Here is a 23,477-nt window from a genome sequence, read left to right on the forward strand (position 1 = left end):
GGCTCTGGATGGCCGCTTTACACCATTACGGATAATCATGTAAAGCTTCCGGACAGCGAGCGTTGACCTAACGCCCCTCATATCAACCGTCAGCGCACCTTTCATACAAGGCGACAATCGCCTGGGCCTCGGCCCTCACTCGCTCTCGCAGTTCCGGCGGGTCCAGCACCTCGATGTCCGGGCCGCCTGCCAGGACCACGCCGCAAGCCCAGTCCAGCGTCTGGAAATCGACTTCCGTCTGCAACCAACCTTGATCGTTTGGCCCTTCTGTATGGTTCACCTTGATAAATCGTTCTCTGCGCAGTCGGTTCAGCCCGGACTCGGTCGTCCGTACCCGGGCGAGATATCGGGGCAGCTCCGATTTGAAGCGAGTGGTCGATTGCTCCCAGTACGCTGCGAGATCAAATCCGTCCGGGCGAATGAACGTTTCCTCGAGGATACGGGCTTCCTCCAGCCGGGAGATGCGGAATGTCCGAAGCTCGCCGTCCGGGTCCTGTTCGGCTGCCAAGTACCATACGTTTCGCTTGGCGATGAGCCCCAAGGGGAGCACGATACGCTGGACGACGTCCTCCTCTTTGCGGTAGCGAATCTGCAGCTTCCGCTGGGTCCATACCGCCTCCTGCACGGCGGACAACCAGGGGAAAGCCTCCTTCGAGGCGTGCCAACCGGCCCCATCGATATGGATGCGTTCGCGGATGAGCTCGGCATCCTGTCGAATCGGTGCGGGGGCAGCAGCCAGCAGCTTTTGGTAAGCGGCCTGAAAATCCCCCTGAATCCCGAGATCCTTCAACAGTTCGTTATGGTTCGTCAACAGCAGAGAGATGATTTCCTCCGGCCGCATGCCGGTCAGGTTCGTTCGGTAACTTTCCGCTAGCACCCAGCCGCCGCGGGAGCCACGCTCTGCGTAGACGGGGATGCCCGCCGCGCTCAAGGCCTCGATGTCCCGGGCGATTGTCCGCTCCGATACCTCCAGGCGCTCCGCTAGCTGGCGAGAGCTCATCTTTCCACGGTTCTGGAGTAGCAGCAGTAGATTTATCAAGCGATCCGCGCGCATGAAACTTCCTCCTTTGGCTGTAACATGGAATTTGGAATGATTATATCACAGATATAGGACAATAGATGTCATATATACTTTGTTATCCTACAAAGGCACGTGTGAATTTCAAGCTGGAAAGGGAGCGAATGTGACCATGGACAAGAAACCATTAGAAGGAAAAGTGGCCGTTGTTGCCGGGGCAACGCGAGGAGCAGGCCGAGGGATTGCGGTTATGTTGGGAGCGGCCGGAGCGACCGTTTATTGCACTGGACGGAGCGTGCGGGGAGCGGCATCAGACATCGGTCGGACGGAGACCATCGACGAAACGGCGGATATGGTGACCGCACGTGGCGGCGTCGGGATTGCCGTACGCACGGACCATACGTCGCCGGAGCAGGTTAAGGCTTTGTTCGAGCGAGTGGAGAAGGAGCAGGACGGACGCTTAGATCTTCTGGTCAACGATATTTGGGGCGGCGAAAGCCTCACCCATTGGAACACGCCGTTCTGGGAGCAGCCGCTGGCCGACGGGTTGTTGATGCAGGAGCGGGCCGTCCGAACCCATCTTATTACGAGCTACTACGGGGTGCCGATGATGATCAAGCGGAAGGAAGGGCTGGTCATCGAAATCACCGACGGCTCAACCTACAATTATCGTGGCAACGTGTACTACAGTTTGGCAAAAATCTCACCCATCCACCTAGCCGCTGCCATGGCCGAGGAATTAAAGCCGCATAACGTGACCGCATTGGCGGTGACCCCCGGATTTCTGCGCTCAGAGCAGATGCTGGATTACTTTGGCGTCCAGGAAGCCAACTGGCGGGACGCCATTGAGAAAGAACCGCTATACGCCGAATCCGAAACGCCTTATTTCGTCGGGCAAGCGGTGGCTGCTCTAGCCGGAGATCCGAACGTGCGCGACAAAGCCGGTCGAGCGCTGACCAGTTGGGACCTGTCCGACGAATACGGTTTCAGCGACATCGACGGACGGAAGCCGCATTGGGGTAATTTTGCACGCGAGCGGGGATTGCCGGTGAACTGAGGACACACGAAATGCGCGGGTGCAAGAGAGATTTCTCCTGCACCCGCGCTTGTTGTGTTTCACACTACTCGACCCGCGGCCAGAGACGTGCGGAATAATGGGGAATGATCTGGATATCGTGGATTTTAGCAATTTCGATCCCTTCGAACCGTTCCACATAGGCTTGATTCACGAAGCTGTGCACTGTGCCTTGGCGCAGCGGCGTAACCGAAAGATGCAGCGGATGGTTCTCCAACTCGTGACAGGCCTGCTTCAGTCCAATCTCCCAAGGTTGTCCGTAATGGATATGATCCGTCAGCATCCGGTCACCGAGGTAGGCGGCCGCCACGTCGCCGTCGTAATCCACCTTCAGCCATACGTCAGCAACGTCGTCCGGCCATTCGGCGGGAATCTCCAGCAGCACTGATCGGTCCGACAGGGAGGTGAGCTTCATCTCAGGCCGATACGCCGGGAACTTCAAGGTGTACGACCGGAACAGCCCTACTTCACTCTCGATTTCCTGCAACTCCCCCGTGCTGCTCCATAATCCGGCTGATGGGTCAGGAGCGGGAAAAAGGGATAAGGTCACGTTGTTATGTCCTGGGGAGGTGCAAATGAGCTGCCCATCCTTCATCGCTAGATGGCTCGTGCTGAGGACGAGCGTATCTTGGCCCCACAGCCCGTCGAACCGATAAGTTTGCAATGCTTCTTCTCGGGTTAAGGTCACTAGTCGTACCGCTCTGCCCTCTGCCGTCTTAACGAGGATTTGGTGCTGTTGACCGGGCGTTGGGCGAACCATCCAATGGGCGTCATCTTCACTTACAACGCCGCTGCCGTTGCCGGCTTCGACTGAAGATACTGAGGTTTTGCGAAGCACAATCTCGGGTTCCATCCCGTCATGGGCATAGAACACCAGCACCGTTTCGTTCCCTGCTTCAAGCCGGGTCAGCAGCTGCGCGGTTGCGCTCGCAATGAACAATCCATCCAGCTTCAGGTTGAACGGCAGGATGACGCCAAGTCCGCTCCGAAGTGTGAGCTCGCCGGTATGAGGGAACAACGCCTTCCCCTGAGGCGTATCCAATTCAATTCGCAGCCGGCGATCCGGCAGCTCGACATGATCCTGGAAATTGTTCAGGAACACAAATCCAGAACTGTCCTTTTGCCGAACGCACCAACGAACGCGCTCGGTATCCTCAGGGGTGATTGGCTCTTGACCATCGGGCAGCAGGGTGCCCATCGGAGCTAACCATCGTCCGAAGGATTGCAGAAACAGCGAGATCGCACGGATACGATCATACGATTCGCCAACCCGACCGAACTCGCCTAAAGGCGATTGATAATCGTAGGTGATTTTCGGTAAACCGGATTCGTTCAGGAACGTCTTTTGACCCACGGGATTAGAGCCGCCATGGTACATGTAATACCCCAGCAAATTGCTGCCGCTTGCCAGCTTCACCAGTGTCATCGCTTCGACGCTGTCAGCCGGCACGTAAGGCCGGGCCTTGTAGCTGACCTGCATACCGCCTGCCATTTCGCAATAGGCCACCGGGTACTCCATGCTGTCGTAATTCACTGGCTCGGCGGGTGTAACATGCAGATCCTGGAACAGATACTCCCGGCTCGGCGGTTGGTTTGGGATCCACGGCGTATAGGCGTACCCGGCGAGCATCGGTAACGTGCCCTCCTCTGGGACCGCTGCCCCGCCCCAAGCGGTTGCAGTGAAGAATAACGGACGGATTCCCACTTCCTCCGCAATCCGGCGTAATTCCGCCAAATGCTCGTTGCCTCCGGTTCCTGCGGTGACGTATTTGTCGCCGCTGTATCCCCAAGCGTCTAACGGCGCGCCGGCGTGCATATACTCGTTCTCCAGCTGCACGGCGATCACCGGGCCGCCTTCCTGATAATAGGTGCCTTGAACTTGCCGTGAAATTTCGCGGTACAAACGTCTGGAAAGCGTTAAATATCGTTCATCATTGGAACGAACCTCCAACGGATAGCGGAATACCCAATCAGGGATGCCGCCATTACGGACTTCGCCGTGGCAGAACGGTCCGATCCGTAAAATCAGCGGCAGCTCATGTTTGGCGCAGAGGTCAATGAAATGCCGCAAATTGCGGTTACCGCTCCAATCGAACACGCCTTCTTCTTCCTCGTGGTAATTCCAGAAAACGTAGGTTGCGACGAGATGAACGCCGCCGGCTTTCATTTTCAGCAACTCTTCCTCCCAATGCAAATAAGAGAAACGGGAAAAATGAAACTCCCCGACGACGGGAATAAAAGGCTCTCCGTTGCGGGTCATATAGAAGTTCGTAAATCCAAACGATTCTCCTTTGGGGTTGCTTCCCGCCTGCAGGGCAAGCTTGCCGGGACGGATCGTTTTGTTGGCTTGTCCGATATCGAGTTTTAAGACCGTGTTTGCGTTTTTCATTGGGAAAACTGCCTCCTGAAGGATATAAGATCCGATGGATCATGTTGTATCTGGAAGTGGGCGTCCACATCGGTTATATTCATTTTAGATGTTTATTGCCGGATGAAGGAAGAGAGGATATGGCTAAAAAACCGACGAATTATGCTATTAACGAGGAGCGCCCCTATGGAATCCTGATTTCCGGGCATTATGCGGAAACCGCGGATTATTCGATTCACCGCCCACCCGATCCTGTTGGTTGGTTGCTGATGTATACGCTAACCGGAGAGGGTCAAGTTCATGTCGCCGGGGAAGTAGTTGCGCCATGCTGTCCAGGAGACGCGGTCATCCTGCTGCCCGGTTTGCCTCATCACTACAGCACGGCGGGAGCGAGGTGGGAGTTTATTTGGGTTCATTTTATCCCGGACCCCTCCTTTCGCCCATGGTTGAACCTTCCGCAACAAACCGAGGGCATCGTCCGTTTACAGGTTGACGGCAGTCCTGGGCGTAACGGCTTCGCCGAAGCCCTTCAGCGGATGGTTCGGTACAGCAGCTCGGGCGGAAACTCCGAGCTCCATCACCGATTGGCGGAGCTGGCGTTAGAGGAAGCGTTGTTGTTACTCCGCGCGGAGGTTGCCAAGGACAGCAACGAAGCCGCTATTGATCCAAGAATAGCCGATGTCGTCGGATATTTGCGGGAGTCTTATCGCGAGCGAGTAAGCATTCCGGACCTGGCCAAGCGCAGCTGCATGTCGCCTTCCCGGCTGTCGCATCTGTTCAAAGAGCAGGTAGGGGATACGATCATCGGCACCGTCAACAAGATCCGCCTGGAAAAAGCATCCCAGCTGCTGGCCTTTACCACGCGACAAGTGGCGGAGATTGCCGGAGATGTCGGCATCGACAGTCCAGACCATTTCGCTCGAATGTTCTGCCAGGTTTACGGGGAGACCCCGTCAGGATATCGCAAACGCAAGCGGGCCGGTCTTCAGACTGAAACTTATGGGAAAGGTTGAAATAGCGTTAAGCCTTTACCTTATTGGGCCTAATTGAGCATCAACCACGTGAAATAGAGTGAATCATTCACCTTATTTCATAGGTGGAGCACGGAGAAGTGGTGTTTCGGAGTAAATAGCGTGATGAAATGTTCTTATAGCTCGATTTTAGCTGTAATTCTGCGAAATAAGATGATTTTATAACGCTATCTTAGAAGGCAAAGGAGGTGCCCCAAAATCACACTTGGGACACCTCTTTTTGCTTCCAATTAGTACGTGCCGCTACTTGGACGTTGCGCCGTATCGCGCTCGAACGCCACAATCCAATCGCCCTGGACGGCGGCATAACCGACATCGCCTTCGGCGACGAGGCCGTACAAATTCTTCACGTCTAAATATTCCTGGCGGCTGCCGTTATCAAACTCCAACGTGATGTAATAGTACGTCCGGGAAGAGGAGCTATGCATCGCGTTGTTATCATTCATGTGACTGGAGCTGTGCTTCACGTCCATTCGTTTAGAGACAATTCGCGCATATCTCGTATCCCGCGGGGAGCGGGCGTTTTTGGCGTAACGGACCCCATTGGAAACCAATAGCACAATGAAGATAACAAAGAATATGACCATAAATACGGGAACGATCGTAAACATAATATCGCCCCCGCCCCCGAAACCGCCTCCGCCAAACGGAGAGGGATCGAATCCGCCCATAGGTTCCGCCTCCTTTTCTTCCTTATATACGCGAAAAAGGAAATATTGTTTCAGGCTACCCCAAAACCTGGGTGGACGGACTTTCCTGGATTGTGAACGAATACGAATTGTGATAAACTGGAATCACTATGAAAAGAACGGAGGGTTCCCCGTGTTGTACATTAAATTCCGTTTTACCACTTTGCGCGGCTAATTGAATACTGCCAAAGGCTCTGCACCTGTGCAGGGTGAACGGGATAGGTGTGCTATGATAAAGGGAACCGTATGGAACCTTAGAATAGAATATGCCTGATTTGGCCGGGAACGCGAACGGGGATCGATATCCTCAGTTTGTGGGTTTCGGGCTGTTTTGGGAACCGTTTGCGTAAACACAGGTGCCGTGCCTGTGTTTATTTTTTTCCTAAAGGGAGGAACTCAGATATGACGGAACAACAAACATTGGACCAAAAAGCCATTTTGGTTGGCGTGAATTTGAATCATCAGGCGGATTTCGACTATTCCATGGAAGAGTTGGCTAATTTGACGGAGGCTTGCGACATTGAAGTCGTTGGCGTGCTTACGCAAAATCTGCCTAAGGTTACCCCGTCGCATTATATCGGGACGGGCAAAATCGAAGAGGTGCGGGCGCTCATGGAAGCGCACGAAGGGAATCTCGTCATCTTCAACGACGAGTTGTCCCCGTCGCAGCTCCGCAACCTGGAGTCCGATCTGCAGTGCAAGGTCATTGACCGAACGCTGCTGATCCTGGATATTTTTGCGGAGCGGGCCAAAACCCGCGAGGCTCAGCTTCAGGTCGAGGTGGCCCGGCTGAAGTACATGCTGCCGCGGCTGATCGGGCTGCGGGAATCGCTAGGACGTCAGAGCGGCGGGGTCGGCACAAAGAACCGCGGTGCGGGGGAAACGAAGCTGGAACTCGACCGTCGGCGAATCGAGGAGAAGATCACCGCGCTCAGCCGCGAACTGGAGACGCTGGTTGCCCACCGCCAAACGCAGCGCAAGCAACGCAAGAAGAACGACGTGCCCGTCGTATCGCTTGTCGGGTATACTAACGCCGGCAAATCGACGATCATGAATGCGCTGCTGGAGACGTACAGTCCCGGTCAGGAGAAGCAGGTGCTCGAGAAGGATATGCTGTTCGCCACGCTGGAGACGTCCGTCCGCAATATCCCGCTGGAGGATAACAAGGCGTTTCTCCTGACGGATACGGTTGGATTTGTGAGCAAGCTGCCGCATCATCTGGTCAAGGCGTTCCGATCTACGCTGGAGGAGGTCTCCGAAGCCGATCTGCTGATTCACGTCGTCGATTATTCCAACCCGGAATTTGCAAGGATGATCGAAATCACCCATCAGACGTTAAAAGAAATCGGCATCACCGATATCCCGGCGATCTATGCCTATAACAAGTCCGATCGGACGGATCAGGCGATCCCTGACGTACAGGGAGACATCATCTATCTCGCGGCCAAACCCCGCATCGGGATCGCCGAGCTGGTGAATGAAATTCGCGGCCGGATTTTCAAAGACTACATCAAATGTACGATGCTGATTCCTTTCGATAAAGGATCGCTGGTGTCTTATCTGAACGAGCACGCCAATGTGCTGGATACGAGTTATGAAGCCGAAGGGACGAAGCTGGCTTTGGAGTGCCGGCAAAGTGACTACGGAAGATACCAGGAGTATGTGATCGAAGCGTCAGAATGACGGGAGATAGATAGGTGCCTGGGTCCGGGGCGATGCGCGGCGATCGTTTCGAAAACGGTTGTCGGATGAGTGGGGAAGACGTATAATAGCCCTCAAAACACGTCTTTCTAACAAAGGAGATCAACAAACATGTCCGATATGTTAGTAAAGTTATACGATCTGCCCCCGTTCGAATCGGTGGAGCAGTACGAGGCGCGTACCGGGATCACCATCCGCCGGGCCCTTGCCCCGGAGAAGCACGTGGTCTCGAAATGGGTGGGCGAGCACTTCGATATGCGCTGGGTCAGCGAATGCGAAGTGGGGTTCGCCCGCGCGCCGATTACCTGCATCATCGCCACGGAGAACGGCAAGCTGCTTGGGTTCGCCTGCTACGATACCACGATGAAAGGGTTCTTCGGACCGACCGGTGTCGATGAGCAAGAGCGAGGCCGGGGCATTGGCAAACAACTGCTGCTCTATACGCTCTATCTGATGCGAATGGACGGATACGGTTATGCCGCGATCGGCGGAGCGGGCCCGAAGGATTTCTACGCCAAGGCGACCGGCGCGGTCGTCATCGAGGGCTCGGAGCCCGGAATATACAAAGGGATGCTGCGATAATGCAGCATCCTTTTTATTGTAGCCATTGTAACGGACTTCAGAGACGTTATTAGCAGCAACGGCATGTTTTCTTAAATCTAACGGATTGAGATAACGTTATTCTGCTCCAATGGGTTACCAATCCACTAACTGGAGCTGAATAACGGCATTGGGGTCCGTTACACCGGGAAATGTCCGGGAAATAGGCCAATAACGTCATCACGGTCTGTTAGCCGTTAACCTGCATAGCTCTCGCATAGCTTCCGCATAGCTTCCGCTCCCGCTAGACTGCCGGCAGCGTCACCTTGAAGGCCGTGCCCTGGCCCGGCGCGCTGTCGACTTCGATGGCGCCGCCGTGGGCTTCGACGATCGATTGCGAGATCGACAGCCCAAGTCCGGCCCCGCCTTGACTGCGCGTGCGGGAGGCGTCGATGCGGTAAAACCGCTCGAACACATGCGGCAGATGCTCGGCAGCGATCCCGGGGCCGTTGTCCCGCACCTCCAGCTGGGCCCAGCTCGGCAAGCCTGATAGACGTACGGTGATCGTCCCTTGCCGTGGGTCGGTGTGCTGCACCGCGTTATGGAACAGGTTCAGAACCACCTGTTTGATCTTGTCGCAATCGCACATCGCGGTCAGCCCCGGCTGGAGTTCGAACTGCACCTCGCGCTCCCCGGCCAGCATCCGTAGATGCGGTTCCATCTCCGCGATCACCTCGTCCAGCCGCACTTGTGTCCGCTGGACGACCGGGGTTCGGTCAAGCTTGGCAAGCGTCAACAGGTCCTCGACCAGCTTCTTCATTCGCTGCGATTCGCCCAGCATGCTGTTCAACGCAGTGTGCAGCTGCTCCGGCCGGTTTGCGGCTCCTCGCAGCAACACCTCCAAGAAGCCGTGTATGGAAGTGAGCGGCGTCCGCAGCTCATGGGAAGCGTCGGCCACGAACCGGCGCATCTGTTCCTTGGCTTCGCGCTCGGCTTCGAACGATTCCTCCAGCCGTTCCATCATCCCGTTAAAGGAGACGCCTAGTCGATCGATTTCCGATTGGCCGGATGCGGCCGTGAATCGGTTGCCGAGATTGCCGGCATTCGTATCTTCCACGGTGTGCACCATTTGGTTCAGCGGCGTTAAGGCCCGGCGTAAGATCGGCAGATATAGCGCTAGTCCGCCGGCTAGCGCCAGAAGAGAGAGTCCTACGAACGTCAGCAGTTGGCGCATCACGACTTCGCGCAGTGGCGCAGTATAGGTGCCCATTTGTACGAGCCAGGATTTCTCGCCTTGTTCACCCGGCAAACCGACAGAACGAAAGACAACCAACTGTTCCTTTCCGTCCTCATCCTCGATGACATGGTAACCCGTCGGACCCGGTCGCCCGAGCGTGTCTCCTTCGAACAAGGCGGCATATTCGGCATCGGTAAGACGGGGTGCAGCTACGCCGGATTCGGCGTTTAAGTCGATGAACCCGCTGTCGCTGTTGATGATTGCCAGCGAGGTGTCAGGGATAAACAATTGCGGAGGACGCCCGTCATTTTCTTCTCCGCCTCCTTCTCCGATACTGGGTTTATCGCCACTCGTCCCGATCCCGCCGGCATCCGCCTCCGGCTTCGGCGCGCCCCAATGCTCGGCGGGTTGCCCCGCCCGCGTGAATACGTCCCGGAGCGGGCCGCGCATCTGCGAGACCATCGTTTCGGCTTGGTTCTTATATAAGAAGTCTTTCATGATCACGTATTGAAATACACCGATCAGGATCAGGAGCGCGGCTAGCAACAGCAGGGATCGGGATAGCAGCTGAAAGCGAAGCGAGCTCGGGGAGAAGCGGCTTCGCAGCCCTCTGATCAACCGCTTTCCGCCAGTCTTTGTCCGGCTTCCGCCGGCAAGGGGCTTCATGGCAGATCGACGCGGTAGCCCGCGCCCCGCAGCGTTCGGATCAGCCGATGCTCCTGATCATTCAATTTTTCGCGGAGAGAGCGAATGTATACCTCTACGATATTCTCCTCGCCGCCGAAGTCGTAACCCCAGACTTTATCCAAAATCGTCGTTTTGCTCAAGACGATCCCATGGTTAAGCACCAAATATTTCAACAGCTCGTATTCGGTAGGGGATAATTCCAGCACTCGCTCCGAATAGGAAATTTCCTTGCGGCGATCGTTCAGGCGGAACGGGCCGATAGCCACTTCGCCGAACAGCGCCGGAAACTGATTGCGCAAACGCGCACCGATCCGGGCCAGCAGCTCCTCGAAGCTGAACGGTTTAACGACGTAATCGTCCGCGCCAAGGGTCAGCCCCTTGACTCGATCCTCCACCTCATCCTTCGCCGTCAGCATGATGATAGCCACGTTCTCGCCGTTCTTCCGCAGGAGCCGGCAAACTTCCCAGCCGTCCATCCCCGGCATCATCACGTCCAGCACGATGACGTGCGGTTGAAACTCGGCTGCGATCGCGACCGCGTTCATGCCGTCGCCGGCAGTACGCACCTCAAAACCTTCGTTTTGCAGCCCCAACTCGAGGAACTGTACAATATGAGGTTCATCGTCAACTAGCAGCACTTTTGCCCCTTTGACTTGGTTCATTGAAATCATCCCCCTTGCGCCTATCCATTCGTTGTCAATCCAACGCTGATGTCTCCATTATGCGAGATGATGCTGAGCGTTTGCTGAATGCCGACTGAAGGTCGACTGAGCACCAAAGGAAAAAGTTCAGCTCTCAAAAGAGCCATGTGTTGATCGTACCCGGTTTGTCCGGGGATGTAAATCGCAGAAGTCGCGCGGGGCTGCGCTCTTGATTGCTCCTCCGTTAATAAGCTATACTTTTGACATGAAATCATGTTAAAGGGGAGTAATGAGATGGAAAAAGTATTGATTTTCGGTCATAAAAATCCCGATACGGATACGATTTGTTCAGCGATCGCATATGCGGATCTGAAGTCCAAGCTGGACTGGAACGTGGAGCCCGTACGACTGGGCAACGTCAATGGGGAAACGGCGTTTGCGCTGGAACGTTTCGGTTTTGAAGCACCTCGTCTGGTTGAAGCGGTAGCCGGTGAAGTCAAGGCTGTGATTCTGGTCGACCATAACGAGCGTCAACAAAGCGTCTCCGATATCGATCAGGTACGTGTGGCCGAGGTCATTGACCATCACCGGATTGCCAACTTCGAAACGAGCGGTCCGCTGTACTATCGGGCTGAACCGGTGGGCTGCACCGCAACGATTTTGAATAAAATGTACAAAGAAAACGGCGTAGCCGTGCCTGCTAACATCGCCGGCCTTATGCTATCGGCTATCATTTCCGATTCCCTGTTGTTCAAATCGCCGACCTGCACCGAGCAGGATGTCGCCGCTGCGCGTGAGTTGGCCGAAATCGCTGGCGTCAACGCCGAGGAGTACGGACTGGACATGCTGAAAGCCGGAGCAGACCTCAGTGATAAGACGATCGAACAGCTCATTTCTCTGGATGCCAAAGAGTTCGAAATGGGCGGAGCCAAAGTGGAAATCGCTCAGGTGAACGCAGTGGATGTGAACGATGTCTTGTCCCGCCAAAGCGAAGTTGAGGCGGCTCTGAACGGCATCATCGCCAGCAAAGGTCTGGATCTGTTCTTGTTTGTCGTGACCGACATCCTGAACAATGATTCCGTTGGTTTGGCTCTGGGGAAGGCAGCCGATGCAGTGGAACAAGCTTATAATGTGAAGCTTACCGACAACAAAGCGGTGCTGAAGGGCGTCGTATCCCGCAAATCGCAAATCGTGCCGGTGCTGACGGACATCTTCAATAAACGATAATATTCTCTGAATGACCGAGAGCCTTGCCTGACGGCAGGGTTCTTTTTGTTATGTAACTAGTCAAATTTTAAAGTATTCCGGGGCTGCAGGTAGGAAAGCCGAGCAATTCCCACACTTAAGCGCTTAAATGCAGGGTTGGAGGTTTGAGCGGCGATTCGATCTTTACTATAATCTAGGACGTTGCGCGTTGCACCGGTCCTGTTTGTGATTTAAGAAAGAGGGGGATTTTTACTTGCTTCATCATTTGAATATAAAACGGGTTTGGTTTTCCAACTCCCGAAGTGATGTGTTGTCCGGTCTGACGGTAGCTTTTGCCTTGATCCCTGAGGCGATTGCGTTCTCGATTCTGGCCGGCGTGAGCCCCATGGTTGGGTTGTACGCTTCCTTTAGTATCGCTGTCGTGATTGCGTTCGCCGGCGGGCGGCCGGGCATGATCTCTGCGGCTACCGGCGCGATGGCGCTGCTGATGGGCGGACTCGTTCGCGAACATGGAATCGAGTATTTGTTTGCGGCCACGGTTTTGGCTGGGGTTTTGCAAATCATCATGGGTTATCTGAAATTGGGCCGATTCATCAGCTTCTTGCCGCATCCGGTGATGACCGGGTTTGTGAATGCATTAGCTATTTTGATTTTTATGGCGCAACTCACCCATTTCGAGAAACAAGGTTGGCTGATGTACGGGTTAGTGGCGTTAACGCTCGCGATCATCTATCTATTTCCGCGATTGACCAAAGCGGTTCCTTCCGCCCTGGTTGCGATCATCGCGGTCTCCGTATTAACCATCTCACTGCATCTGGATGTGAGAACGGTCGGCGACATGGGCGCAATAACGTCAGCGTTGCCGGCGTTCCATCTTCCCGAAGTTGGAATCACCTGGGACATGCTGAAGACTATCTTCCCGGTGTCGTTGTCGCTAGCATTCGTAGGGCTGTTAGAATCGCTCATGACCGCAACGCTGATCGATGAGATCACGGATACATCAAGTGACAAGAACCGTGAAATGAAGGGCCAAGGGTTGGCGAATATCGTGACTGGATTTTTCGGGGGGATGGCGGGCTGTGCTATGATCGGGCAGTCGATGATCAACATGAAATCCGGCGGTCGGACGAGGCTGTCGACGTTGGTCTCTGGTTCGGGCCTTCTGTTCTTGGTCATCGTCTTAGGGGACGTAGTTCAACAGATTCCGATGGCGGCGCTTGTTGGCGTCATGTTTATGGTATCGATCGGCACCTTTGATTGGAATTCCCTGACATCGCTTCGCAAGGTTCCCGTGTCGGACGCCCTTGTCATGGTGGTGACGGTGGTGGCCGTGGTTGCGACGGATAACCTGTCCATCGGCGTGGGGATGGGCGTCTTGCTCAGCGCGTTATCCTTCGCCTGGAAAATGGCCCGAATCCGGACTTCCGTCCGTGAGGAGCAAGGAGCCAAAACTTATGTCGTCGCCGGACAGCTCTTCTTCGGAACGGTGAGTCATTTTCTGCAGGAGTTTGATGCAGCCGGCGATCCGCAGCGGGTGGCGGTGGACTTTTCGAAGTCGCATGTATGGGATCAGTCGGCCGTGAACGCGATTTCGAAACTGATTCTCAAATATCATCAACTGGGCAAGGAAATCCGCATCATCGGATTAAACGAGGAGAGCACGAGACTGATCGAACGGGTAGGGTTATCTGCTCCTTCAGGGCATTAATGAACGACAAAAAAGGCTGTTCGCAGGGGATGAACCCTACGAGCAGCCTTTATCTATATCTATTAGAGGCGAAATCGCTCCAGTTGATCCCAAAGCCCCTCCTCCCGCAGCACTTCCCGTTGTTTCGGCCCAATCAGGTCGAAATGGGGGAATGGCGAACGGTGATGAATATATCGAGTGGGAAGGTCGTGGGCCTCACACCAGGCTTTGAGCCGCTCCAGATCGGAACAGCCGACCTTGGTGACCGTCTTGGCTTCGGGAAAACGTGGATCCAGCCAAAAATGAGTCAAGAATCCGATCTCTCCGCGGGCCACCGTCTGTTTCCATGCCTCCAATTCCTCTCGCGACACGCCGAATGCCACAGCCCTTCCTCCTCCTTTGCTGTTTTAGTTATGAATCCCTCTCCACAAAAAGGCAACGATCGCTTCAGCCGCCTGTTCCGCCGAAGGAAACAGCTTATTCTTGTCGGCATATTGGCGTTCTCCCACCCGCAGCATAGAAACATACAGATGGGCGACCAGGTTCGGGTCGCTGCAGACGATTTCGCCTGACTCGGCAGCTTGGGCAAACCCTTCGCGTAGCGTCTCGTACAGATCGTTTTCATGGCGGATTAAAGTCTCCTGCTGCTCTCCGGACAAATGATGCTGAATGTTACGGAACATCTCGTCCATGTGAACCCGAGGGATTCTTAAATAGTTCATTGTAATTTGAAGTAGTCTTTCCCGAAACGTGCCGGGCTCTATCAGCAGCTTCCGGATCCGTCCGTTTACCCGCGCAAGCGTCGTTGCCACGGAGGCAACAAACAAATCTTGTTTGGTCGGATAATAATAATAGACGCTAGCTTTCGTGATCCCGCACTGCTCTGCGACCTCGTTCATGGATACGGATTTATACCCCTTCTCCATGAACAAGAGGGACGCGGTACGCAGGATCTGCTCGGACGTCGCCAAGGCGTCCGGCTGCTGGACGGGCCGTCCCAAGGAACGTTTATGCGGCTGAGTCAACCTTCATCACCTCGAGCAACTTGTACTGAGCAAACATTATATCATATTTTTTGTTTGATAATTAACCTTCCGGTATATATAATTAATATTCAGAGTGATGTAAATCACGTGAGCCTACGATAAAGAAAGGGAGATGGAATCATAAATGGATAAAATACTTGGTCGACTGTCCCAACTTGTGGCTGGCCGAAGATCCAAGTGGATTACGCTGGCCGTTTGGATTTTGCTTGCCGGCGGATTAAGCGCCGTATGGCCCAGCGTAAACTCGATGGAGCGGAACAATGCGGCCAATTTGGACGCGAACCAGCCCTCCGTGATAGCCGAACAGCTGGCGGAGCAGGAGTTCCCCAGCGACAGCGGCATTCCAGCCTTAACAGTCTGGACGCGGGAAGGCGGGTTGACGGATGAGGATTACACCCGCTTGCAGGAACTGACGTCGTATTTCACGGCTAATCCGTTGGAAGGGATGGAGCTCGTGCTCCCGCTCGAACAAATGCCGCTGCCGGCGCTCAAGCAACAGGCTTCCGAAGACGGCACGACGTGGGTGCTTCCGTTCTTCTTCGCCAAGGGGGCGGAAACCGATGTGATGAAGACCGGCATGGAAGAGATCCGCAGCCAAGCGGAGACGATCTTTGAGAAAGATCCGTTTGACGCTAAGCTCGGAGACCAGGGGCTTGTTGCCCGAGTGTCCGGACCGGCCGGAATTTCGATCGATGCGGTGGGGTTGTTCTCGAGCGCCGACGTTTCGCTGATGATCGCCACCGTCTTGATCGTGCTGATTTTGCTGCTGCTTATTTACCGTTCGCCGATCTTGGCCATCATTCCGTTGATCGCCGTTGGTTTTGCTTACGGCGTAGCCGGACCGATCCTTGGCAAAATGGCGGAGCAGGGTTGGATTACCGTTGACTCGCAGGCCATTTCAATTATGACCGTGCTGCTGTTCGGGGCGGGAACCGACTACTGTTTGTTCTTGATCTCCCATTTCCGGCAGCTGTTGACGGAAGAAAAGGAGAAGTCGAAAGCACTGGCCGCTGCGGTCAAAGGCTCTTCGGGCGCGATTGCCATGAGCGGATTTACCGTCGTGATTGCTCTGCTGGTGCTGCTGTTAGCCCAATACGGTTCGGTGCAGCGTTTTGGCGTCCCGTTTAGCTTGTCAATCCTGATCATGGGGATTGCCAGCTTAACCCTTGTACCGGCGCTATTGGCTATTTTGGGCCGCGCCTCGTTCTTCCCGTTTATTCCACGCACGCCGGAAATGCAAACGGAACGGGCCAAACGCCGGGGGAAACCCAATCGCCATCCCAAGTCCAAAGCTTCGGCCGGTTGGATCGGCCGAACGGTAACGAAGCGGCCATGGACGATTTTTATCGTGACGACGCTGCTTCTGGGAGTATTGGCTTCTCAGGCGACCCGAATCGAATACACGGTCGACCTGCTCTCCTCCTTCCCGGATGATACGCCTTCTCGGGAAGGATTTGCAGTGATCGCCGATAAATTTACGCCGGGGGAATTGGCTCCGGTTAAGCTGATGGTGGAAACGGAAGGGAAGGACATCGATCTGCAAGGCACGTTCAGCAGCTTGCCTTATGTCAGTCAGGTATCTACACCGGCCGATGGCAAGACCAACCCCGATATCCGGGCCGTTGAGCTGCAATTGAACGTCAATCCGTATTCCAACGAAGCGATGAAGCATATTCCAGAGCTTCGGCAGACGGCGGAAAGCCTGCTGGCGGACGAAGGTATCGGCGAACCGGAGAATAAGGTATGGATCAGCGGGCAAACCGCTACACAATACGATACTGAGAACACCAATGCTCGCGATACGAAGGTCATTATTCCGATCGTTATCGGTCTGATCGCGTTGCTGCTGCTCGTCTATCTCCGCTCGATCGTCGCCATGGTTTACTTGATCCTAACTGTCGTATTATCTTATTTCGCCGCGCTCGGCATCGGTTGGGTTGTCCTCCACGACCTAATGGGTAACGCTGCGATCCAAGGGCTGATCCCGCTGTATGCGTTCGTGTTCCTGGTCGCGCTTGGCGAAGACTATAACATCTTCTTGATCTCGAGCATTTGGAAGAAACGTAAGGTGATGCCGCTGAAGGATGCGATCCGTGAAGGCGTCAATGAAACTGGGAATGTCATTACCTCGGCCGGTCTGATCCTGGCCGGAACGTTTGCGGTATTGGCCACGCTGCCGATTCAAGTGCTGGTACAGTTCGGTATCATCGCGGCAGTGGGGGTCTTGCTCGACACGTTCCTCGTGCGTCCGTTCCTTGTGCCTGCCATCACGATGCTGCTCGGCAAAGCGGCCTTCTGGCCGTCTAAAGAAGGGCGTCTTGGGCAGGAGTCGGTCGAAGACACAGCCAAATGACATACCGATTCGTGCGATAAAGTAAGAGCATAGCACTTGGGGTTTCGCTGCTGTTGGCGAGGCCTCAGGTGCTTTTTTTACTAAAACGAGGGTTACATATTTCCTGTTCCCCGTCGCACAATAGGGGGATGGCAGGAACGAAGAAATTCGATGAAACGGGGGAAAGAGAATGGCGAAGGTGGAAAACGCAGAGGGGAAAAAAGGAGATTTACGCTGGTGGCAACTCTCCTTGCTGGGAGTGGCTTCGACGATAGGCACCGGCTATTTTCTTGGGTCAGGCATCGGAATCCGTATGGCGGGTCCATCCATCCTGATCGCGTTCCTGTTGGCTGCGGTTGGCACCTACACAGTATTTGAGGTGTTGGCTCGCATGACTGCGGATCGACCGGAGCAGGGATCCTTCCGTTCCTATGCGAAACGAGCCTTTGGACGCTGGGCGGGCTTTGGCAGCGGCTGGGTCTATTGGAGCTCGGAACTCCTCATCATGGGCAGCCAACTCACCGCGTTATCCCTGTTCTCGCGTTTCTGGTTCCCCGGTGTGCCGATGTGGATCTTTGCGATCGGATATGCCGTGCTGGGGCTGGGTGTCATTTTACTCGGCAACAAGGTGTTCGATTCGATGGAAAATATCCTGTCGGTCATCAAAATTGCCGCGATCCTGATGTTCCTGGTCGTTGCGGGAGCCGCGTTAATGGGCTGGATTCCCGGAGGGGGCGGCAAAGCGCCGGAATTCCCGCATACCGCGAAGACTTTTTTTCCAGCCGGGGGAATGGGCTTATGGTCGGGTTTCATCTTTGCGTTTTACGCTTTCGGTGGCATCGAGGTGATGGGGATGATGGCCATTCGGTTACGGGATCCGAAAGAAGCCCCGAAGTCCGGAACGATCATGTTGCTGTTGCTCTCGGTGGTCTATTTGCTCTCGGTGGGGCTTGCAGTCACCATGGTTGCATGGAACGCTATCGACCCCAAGCGCAGCCCATTCGTTACGGCCCTAGGCAAATACCCGTTGCCCTTTATCCCTCATGTGTTTAACGGCGTGTTGATTGTCGCTGGTTTCTCCACGATGGTGGCCTCGTTGTATGCAGTGACAACCATGCTAGTCACACTTGCGAAAGACAAGGATGCACCGCCGCTATTTGCCGGTAAGGCTTGGCGGGGGCGGCCGCTTTACGCCATCGGCTTAACCGCAGTTGGACTTGCGGCTTCCGTGGTGCTGTCTTTCGTGATGCCGGGGCGCATTTATGAGTACATTACGACCTCAGCCGGATTACTGCTGCTTTATAACTGGTTTTTTATCTTGGTTACTTCAGGTAAGCTCCTCAAACTCAGTGCGTTTGGACAGATCAAACGATGGGGCGGTATGATCTTGATCGTATTGGCGGTGACAGGAACGTTATTTCATGATACGAGCCGGCCGGGCTTTTGGGGGAGTTTGGCGTTTGTCGGCGTGATCGGGATCGTGACGCTAATTATGCAGTTTGTCGTGTGGAAGCCGAAGAAGCAAGCCAAGCGGAGAGGGAGACAGGCCAAATCGCTGGTCCTGCGTCCCAAGCGGACGACGTAAACTTATAGTCGCTCTGCAAGCAGCAAGGCGGCTTTATAGCCGAAATAAAGTCCGAAGCCGATCAAGGACACGCCCGACATTACCGAAACGAGGACCAAAATCCGGTTCGTGAGCAACTTGCGGAACACACTAGCAAACCCGGCCATGGTAAAATCCCAGAGCAGCAGTCCAACGATAATGGCGCCGCTGTTCATGATCAGATCCTGGGTTTGCATATTTGCTGACGCTTGAGCCAATACCGAACCGTAAATCCCTAGCCAGAATAAGATGGACAGCGGGTTGCTGACGGACATGAGAAATCCGGATAAAAACGATTTCCGCAGCGGCTCGCTGCCTCTCATTTCGCCCGCTGGGATTTTGCCGGCTTGCTTCAGGCTATCGATCCCAATATAGGTGAGCACGAAGAAACCAAACAACCAAAGGAAAGTTTTCATGAACGGGGTATTCAGGAAGTGAACCACGCCAAAGTAAACGAGCAGCATGTACACCAAATCGGCAGAAAGGGCGCCAAGCCCAACGAACCAGGCGTGCAGGAACCCGCCGCGAATGCCTTTGTCCAATTGAGCTGCATTCACCGGCCCGATGGGGGCGGATAAAGATAAACCAAGCAGTACATAGCTAAGAAAGCTGTTCATTGCGAAACCTCCAACTGTTGAAATAAAATGAAGCTGCTTGTACAGCATATTCGGCCAGGCACGCTTGTACGACTTCAAAATAGGTGAAAACCTGCTTGCAAAACTAATGGCATTAGTTTAAACTAAAACTAAAGGTATTAGTTAATGGGAAAGAGGCGATTATCTTATGAAAATAACGAAGGTTGGACAGCTTCTGCAACTGTCGTTTATGCCCCGGTTGTTTCCGGTGAATTGTTATTTGGTGGAGGAAGAGGATGGCGTTACGCTGATCGACGCGGCTTTGCCGTATAGTTCCAAAGGGATCCTTCAGGCCGTGCAAGAAATCGGCAAACCGCTGACACGCATCATCCTCACGCATGTGCATGACGATCACGTCGGGGCGCTGGATGCCTTGAAGGCGAAGCTTCCCGAGGTAGCGGTGCATGTATCTGCTCGCGATGCGCGTTTGATGGACGGCGACGTTTCGCTAGATCCGGGCGAACCGACCTCCCCGATCCGCGGCGGGGTACCGAAGAAGCTGATCACCCGAGCGGATGTCACGTTTACGGATGGGGATCGGATCGGTTCGTTGCTGGCCGTGGCGGCTCCGGGCCATACGCCGGGATCGTTTGCCTTGCTCGACACGCGCAGCGGCGCGCTTGTCGCGGGCGACGCCTTCCAAACCCGGGCGGGTATCGCGGTGAGTGGCACTGTTCGCCCGATGTTCCCGTTTCCGGCGCTCGCCACCTGGCATAAGGAAACCGCGTTAGCGAGCGCCCGCAAGCTGGCCGGCCTAAAGCCATCGCTATTGGCGGTCGGACACGGGCCGGTGTTGGAGCAGCCGGCCGCCGCCATAGCCAAGGCGATCGCGGCGGCCGAACGTGCACAAGGAACGGTGCAGCCAACAACTACACCGGCTGAGACCGGCCGGAAGGGGGATTGAGCATGTCGCCAAGAATCGGGATTGACAGCACGGCGGTGCTGATGGCTGCCGTAGATGTGGCAAATGCGGAGGGGTTGGAGGCCGTGACGATCACCTCGGTCGCCAAGAAATTGGGAATTCGGCCGCCTTCTCTCTATAACCATGTGAGTGGCCTGGAACAAATTCGCACGGAATTGGCCATATACGCTCTAAATCGGCTTTATGAGCATATTTCGACTTCCACCGGTGAAGCAACGGGGAGAGCGGCGATCCACCGGTTTGCCAAGACGTATCTTAATTTTGCTTATGCCTATCCCGGGTTGTACGATGCGGCGCAGGCCGCACCTGGTCCGGATCCGGCGTTGCAGGCAGCTGGAGGGCGCATCGTAGATCTGATCCTGCGTTATCTCGGCAGCTACTCATTAAGAGAGGATCAAGCCTTGCACACCGTGCGCGGGCTGCGAAGTCTGATTCACGGCTTCGCCTCCCTGGAACGTCGCGGCGCGTTTGGCTTGCCGCTCGAGTTAGGGGAGAGTCTGGAGTTCAATCTCAGCTTGTTCCTCAGCGGTTTGGACCAAATCACGTCGTATTGACAACGTTTTTTCGACTATGATACTTTAGGCTTGAACTACAGAGGATCGTCGGAACCGAGGTGAAGCATCCATGGGCAAGAAGAAGGGACGTTCCGGGCCAGGCACGCCGGCCAATCCGGCGGCGGATAAACCGGCTACGCTGAAGGATCTGCTTGGCGAGGATACGCTGGCCAAGCTGAAGGCGCAGGCTAATGAATTGAAGAAAGATGAGGAACGACGTCAGGAGGAGGCGCGCGTACGCAAAGAGGAAGCGCGTCGTGCCGAGCAGAAACGGCTCGACAATGATTTCGAACACCTGTTAAATACGAGCGAACTGGACTGGCACAAATATAAATAAAACGATGATACGACAATGGCGATGAAGCTATAGCAAAGAACGAAGGTATGGCGGCTCCTGGCAGCGGGAGCTTTTATTTTTGCTTAAAAAGCGAAGGGAGCAACGGCGAATGGAGCATATCGGGGCGTGGATCGTTTTTTTTCTATTCATCGTGGTATTGGGTTTGTTTAACCAAAAGTTCAAATATTCGGCCAAGCTTCGGGAATCTTATGAAGAGTTAACCTCGCTTTCGGAGCGGACTCGGAAAGGCCGGACGACGAAGGCGGATCTGGCACGCTGGGATGCCGCATTGGCGCGGCTGGAGAAGCATCCGAGCGAATATAACAAGTTGGATCAGGAAATCCGCCTGCGCGAGGCTTACGTCCGGTATTTGGAACAGCATTATCCGGAGGATGAGCGGCTTCCGGCGTTGCGTGAAGCGGCTGGATTCCAGAAGGACTCGGTCTGGGGAATCAAGATGAGATCTTGATTTTGACAGGTCAATAGGGTCGTGATACCATGGTGAAGTCCAAAACTTTTGACATTCTGGTGGTGCCGATGAACAATAAGATCAAGCAGCTCCGAAAGCGACTGGGTTTAACCCAGAACGAGCTGGCCGCAGAATGCGGCGTGACGCGCCAAACGATCAATAGCGTGGAGAATAACCGGTACGACCCGACGCTTGAGCTTGCATTCAGGCTTGCGCATATTTTGCAGACGAAGGTGGATGAACTGTTTATTTATGAGTAAATTCAACCGCGATTACATCATTACGATGGATGACATTGTTAGAGAAGGGGAACCTATTCTTAGAGTGGTGACGGAACCCGTCAGTGTTCCCCCAACCGAGGAAGACCGCGAGGAAATGGCGGCGATGTTGCAGTTCCTGAAGAACAGCCAGGATCCGGAGATGGCGAAGAAATACAAGCTGCGCGCAGGAGTGGGATTATCGGCGAACCAGATTGGGCTGAATAAGCGGATGTTTGCCGCTTTACTGACGGACGAGAACGGTCAGGATCGGCCGATCGCCATGTATAATCCGAAGATCATCAGCCATTCCCAGGCAATGACGTATTTACCGGAGAGCGAAGGCTGCTTGTCGGTGGATCGGCCGGTGCAGGGATTCGTACCGCGTTATGAGAAGGTTCAGATCAAAGCCTGCGATGAGGCGGGCAACGAGGTTAAGCTGCGTTTCAAAGGTTTTGACGCCATCGTGATGCAACATGAAATCGACCATTTGAACGGTATCATGTTTTATGATCATATCAATACGGAGCATCCGTTTAAGCTGCCAAGCGGCGTGACGATCTCCAGTTTATATTGAGGATCCGCACAGTCAGAAATATAGATTCGAAAAAACGAACGGAGGAATTCCCTTGTCCACTCATTCCCAATCCATTACTGCCATGATTGATCATACCCTTCTGAAAGCGGACGCCGGACGCGCCGCCATCATCAAGCTGGCTGAAGAAGCTAAGCAATACGGCTTCGCTTCCGTCTGCGTTAACCCGACTTGGGTGAAGACCGCTGCGGAGGTCTTGAAAGACACTCCAGTGAAAGTCTGCACCGTGATCGGCTTCCCCCTGGGTGCTTCGGCTCCGGAAGTAAAGGCGTTTGAAGCCAGCCATGCCATTTCCGAGGGGGCCGGCGAGGTCGATATGGTCATCAACATCGGTGCGCTTAAAGACGGTGACGACGAATTCGTCCGCCGCGATATCGCCGGGGTTGTCCAAGCTGCTGCCGGGAAAGCGCTGGTGAAGGTTATTATTGAAACCTGTCTGCTTTCCGACGAGGAGATTGTCCGGGCCAGCAAGTTATCCGTCGAAGCCGGAGCCGATTTCGTCAAAACATCAACCGGATTTTCGACCGGCGGGGCGACGGTGGAAGCGGTCGAGCTCATGCGCAAAACGGTGGGTCCAAACGTCGGCGTGAAGGCGTCTGGCGGCGTGCGTTCGCTGGCTGATGCCGAAGCGATGATTAAGGCGGGGGCAACGCGCCTGGGCACGAGTGCCGGTGTGGCTATCGCCCAAGGGCAAACCAGCCAAAACAGCTATTAAGACAAGGTCCGGCCTTGGCCGGCTCAAGAAGGCTACATGAGGGAGAAACAGGGTGCTATTCCAGAGCGGGTGTGGAAATAGCACCCTTTTTTCGTTGATCCAAACTTTTTATGGACGCTTTCCGTTACAGCT

Annotated in this window: 23 protein-coding genes; 15 read left to right on the forward strand and 8 right to left on the reverse strand. The window is 54.7% G+C overall.

The genetic code is table 11. From position 1 onward, the window contains the following. Positions 1–82 precede the first annotated feature (82 nt). Positions 83–1,054, reverse strand: a complete 972-nt coding sequence (locus tag KJS42_RS18545) for a helix-turn-helix transcriptional regulator (RefSeq protein ID WP_213623743.1) — start codon at positions 1,052–1,054, stop codon at positions 83–85. 136 nt (positions 1,055–1,190) lie between these two features. Here KJS42_RS18545 and KJS42_RS18550 point away from each other — a divergent pair, with 136 nt between their 5' ends. Then, positions 1,191–2,075: an SDR family oxidoreductase gene (locus tag KJS42_RS18550; protein WP_193417781.1), complete on the forward strand. Its 885-nt coding sequence runs from the start codon at positions 1,191–1,193 to the stop codon at positions 2,073–2,075. Between the two features lie 64 nt (positions 2,076–2,139). On the opposite strand, the gene KJS42_RS18555 is transcribed toward KJS42_RS18550, so the two are convergent. After that, the gene (locus KJS42_RS18555; protein ID WP_213623744.1) at positions 2,140–4,482 is read right to left on the reverse strand and encodes a beta-galactosidase; all 2,343 of its coding nucleotides are present in this window, start codon (positions 4,480–4,482) and stop codon (positions 2,140–2,142) included. Between the two features lie 119 nt (positions 4,483–4,601). On the opposite strand from KJS42_RS18555, the gene KJS42_RS18560 reads away from it, so the two are divergent. Further along, positions 4,602–5,474, forward strand: a complete 873-nt coding sequence (locus KJS42_RS18560) for a helix-turn-helix domain-containing protein (RefSeq protein ID WP_213623745.1) — start codon at positions 4,602–4,604, stop codon at positions 5,472–5,474. A 248-nt stretch (positions 5,475–5,722) separates the two neighbouring features. On the opposite strand, the gene KJS42_RS18565 is transcribed toward KJS42_RS18560, so the two are convergent. Continuing rightward, the gene (locus tag KJS42_RS18565; RefSeq protein WP_155607819.1) at positions 5,723–6,163 is read right to left on the reverse strand and encodes a DUF2500 domain-containing protein; all 441 of its coding nucleotides are present in this window, start codon (positions 6,161–6,163) and stop codon (positions 5,723–5,725) included. Positions 6,164–6,583: 420 nt separating this feature from the next. Between KJS42_RS18565 and hflX the strand changes: the two genes are divergently transcribed. Together hflX and KJS42_RS18575 are read left to right on the forward strand one after the other, a co-directional pair. Next, positions 6,584–7,864 carry a GTPase HflX gene (gene hflX, locus KJS42_RS18570; RefSeq protein ID WP_213623746.1) on the forward strand — a complete coding sequence of 427 codons (1,281 nt, stop codon included), beginning with the start codon at positions 6,584–6,586 and terminating at the stop codon, positions 7,862–7,864. Positions 7,865–7,993: 129 nt separating this feature from the next. Further along, positions 7,994–8,464: a GNAT family N-acetyltransferase gene (locus KJS42_RS18575; RefSeq protein ID WP_155607821.1), complete on the forward strand. Its 471-nt coding sequence runs from the start codon at positions 7,994–7,996 to the stop codon at positions 8,462–8,464. Between the two features lie 262 nt (positions 8,465–8,726). Here KJS42_RS18575 and KJS42_RS18580 read toward each other — a convergent pair whose 3' ends face one another. Together KJS42_RS18580 and KJS42_RS18585 are read right to left on the reverse strand one after the other, a co-directional pair. Beyond that, a complete protein-coding gene (locus KJS42_RS18580; RefSeq protein ID WP_213623747.1) occupies positions 8,727–10,325 on the reverse strand; it encodes a sensor histidine kinase in 1,599 nt (532 codons plus the stop codon). Beyond that, the gene (locus tag KJS42_RS18585; RefSeq protein ID WP_155607823.1) at positions 10,322–11,008 is read right to left on the reverse strand and encodes a response regulator transcription factor; all 687 of its coding nucleotides are present in this window, start codon (positions 11,006–11,008) and stop codon (positions 10,322–10,324) included. Before KJS42_RS18585 ends, KJS42_RS18580 begins: the two co-directional genes overlap by 4 nt. 273 nt (positions 11,009–11,281) lie before the next feature. Here KJS42_RS18585 and KJS42_RS18590 point away from each other — a divergent pair, with 273 nt between their 5' ends. Both KJS42_RS18590 and KJS42_RS18595 read left to right on the forward strand, forming a co-directional pair. Then, the gene (locus KJS42_RS18590; RefSeq protein WP_213623748.1) at positions 11,282–12,214 is read left to right on the forward strand and encodes a manganese-dependent inorganic pyrophosphatase; all 933 of its coding nucleotides are present in this window, start codon (positions 11,282–11,284) and stop codon (positions 12,212–12,214) included. Between the two features lie 232 nt (positions 12,215–12,446). Beyond that, positions 12,447–13,901, forward strand: coding sequence for a SulP family inorganic anion transporter (locus KJS42_RS18595; RefSeq protein ID WP_213623749.1), 1,455 nt, complete (start codon positions 12,447–12,449; stop codon positions 13,899–13,901). A gap of 62 nt (positions 13,902–13,963) precedes the next feature. Here the strand turns inward: KJS42_RS18595 and KJS42_RS18600 are convergent, their stop codons facing one another. Next, the gene (locus tag KJS42_RS18600) at positions 13,964–14,263 is read right to left on the reverse strand and encodes a hypothetical protein (protein WP_193417796.1); all 300 of its coding nucleotides are present in this window, start codon (positions 14,261–14,263) and stop codon (positions 13,964–13,966) included. Between the two features lie 24 nt (positions 14,264–14,287). Continuing rightward, positions 14,288–14,905: a TetR/AcrR family transcriptional regulator gene (locus KJS42_RS18605; RefSeq protein WP_213623750.1), complete on the reverse strand. Its 618-nt coding sequence runs from the start codon at positions 14,903–14,905 to the stop codon at positions 14,288–14,290. 145 nt (positions 14,906–15,050) lie between these two features. Between KJS42_RS18605 and KJS42_RS18610 the strand changes: the two genes are divergently transcribed. Together KJS42_RS18610 and KJS42_RS18615 are read left to right on the forward strand one after the other, a co-directional pair. Continuing rightward, entirely contained in the window at positions 15,051–17,279 is a 2,229-nt protein-coding gene (locus tag KJS42_RS18610) for an MMPL family transporter (protein ID WP_213623751.1), read from the forward strand. Positions 17,280–17,448: 169 nt separating this feature from the next. Continuing rightward, positions 17,449–18,843, forward strand: a complete 1,395-nt coding sequence (locus KJS42_RS18615; RefSeq protein ID WP_213623752.1) for an amino acid permease — start codon at positions 17,449–17,451, stop codon at positions 18,841–18,843. Between the two features lie 2 nt (positions 18,844–18,845). Here the strand turns inward: KJS42_RS18615 and KJS42_RS18620 are convergent, their stop codons facing one another. Then, complete coding sequence (locus KJS42_RS18620) at positions 18,846–19,478, reverse strand: LysE family transporter (protein WP_213623753.1); 633 nt, start codon at positions 19,476–19,478, stop codon at positions 18,846–18,848. A gap of 166 nt (positions 19,479–19,644) precedes the next feature. Here KJS42_RS18620 and KJS42_RS18625 point away from each other — a divergent pair, with 166 nt between their 5' ends. The 7 genes from KJS42_RS18625 (at position 19,645) to deoC (ending at position 23,345) form a co-directional block, all read left to right on the forward strand. Next, on the forward strand, positions 19,645–20,400 hold the full coding sequence (locus KJS42_RS18625) for an MBL fold metallo-hydrolase (protein ID WP_213623754.1): 756 nt from the start codon (positions 19,645–19,647) through the stop codon (positions 20,398–20,400). 2 nt (positions 20,401–20,402) lie between these two features. Next, positions 20,403–20,972: a TetR/AcrR family transcriptional regulator gene (locus KJS42_RS18630; RefSeq protein WP_213623755.1), complete on the forward strand. Its 570-nt coding sequence runs from the start codon at positions 20,403–20,405 to the stop codon at positions 20,970–20,972. 70 nt (positions 20,973–21,042) lie between these two features. After that, complete coding sequence (locus KJS42_RS18635) at positions 21,043–21,309, forward strand: YqkE family protein (RefSeq protein ID WP_193417808.1); 267 nt, start codon at positions 21,043–21,045, stop codon at positions 21,307–21,309. Between the two features lie 109 nt (positions 21,310–21,418). Next, positions 21,419–21,778: a hypothetical protein gene (locus KJS42_RS18640; protein ID WP_167521274.1), complete on the forward strand. Its 360-nt coding sequence runs from the start codon at positions 21,419–21,421 to the stop codon at positions 21,776–21,778. A 68-nt stretch (positions 21,779–21,846) separates the two neighbouring features. Next, positions 21,847–22,038 (forward strand): helix-turn-helix transcriptional regulator, encoded by a 192-nt coding sequence (locus KJS42_RS18645; RefSeq protein WP_155607876.1) that lies wholly within the window; start codon positions 21,847–21,849, stop codon positions 22,036–22,038. Next, positions 22,031–22,612 carry a peptide deformylase gene (gene def, locus KJS42_RS18650; protein WP_155607834.1) on the forward strand — a complete coding sequence of 194 codons (582 nt, stop codon included), beginning with the start codon at positions 22,031–22,033 and terminating at the stop codon, positions 22,610–22,612. The genes KJS42_RS18645 and def overlap by 8 nt, the downstream gene beginning before the upstream one ends. A gap of 82 nt (positions 22,613–22,694) precedes the next feature. Then, positions 22,695–23,345 (forward strand): deoxyribose-phosphate aldolase, encoded by a 651-nt coding sequence (gene deoC / locus KJS42_RS18655; RefSeq protein ID WP_244868547.1) that lies wholly within the window; start codon positions 22,695–22,697, stop codon positions 23,343–23,345. Positions 23,346–23,477: the final 132 nt, after the last annotated feature.

Origin of the sequence: Paenibacillus sp. J53TS2, from assembly GCF_018403305.1 — a bacterium.
GTDB classification, from domain to species: Bacteria; Bacillota; Bacilli; order Paenibacillales; family Paenibacillaceae; genus Fontibacillus; species Fontibacillus rhizolycopersici.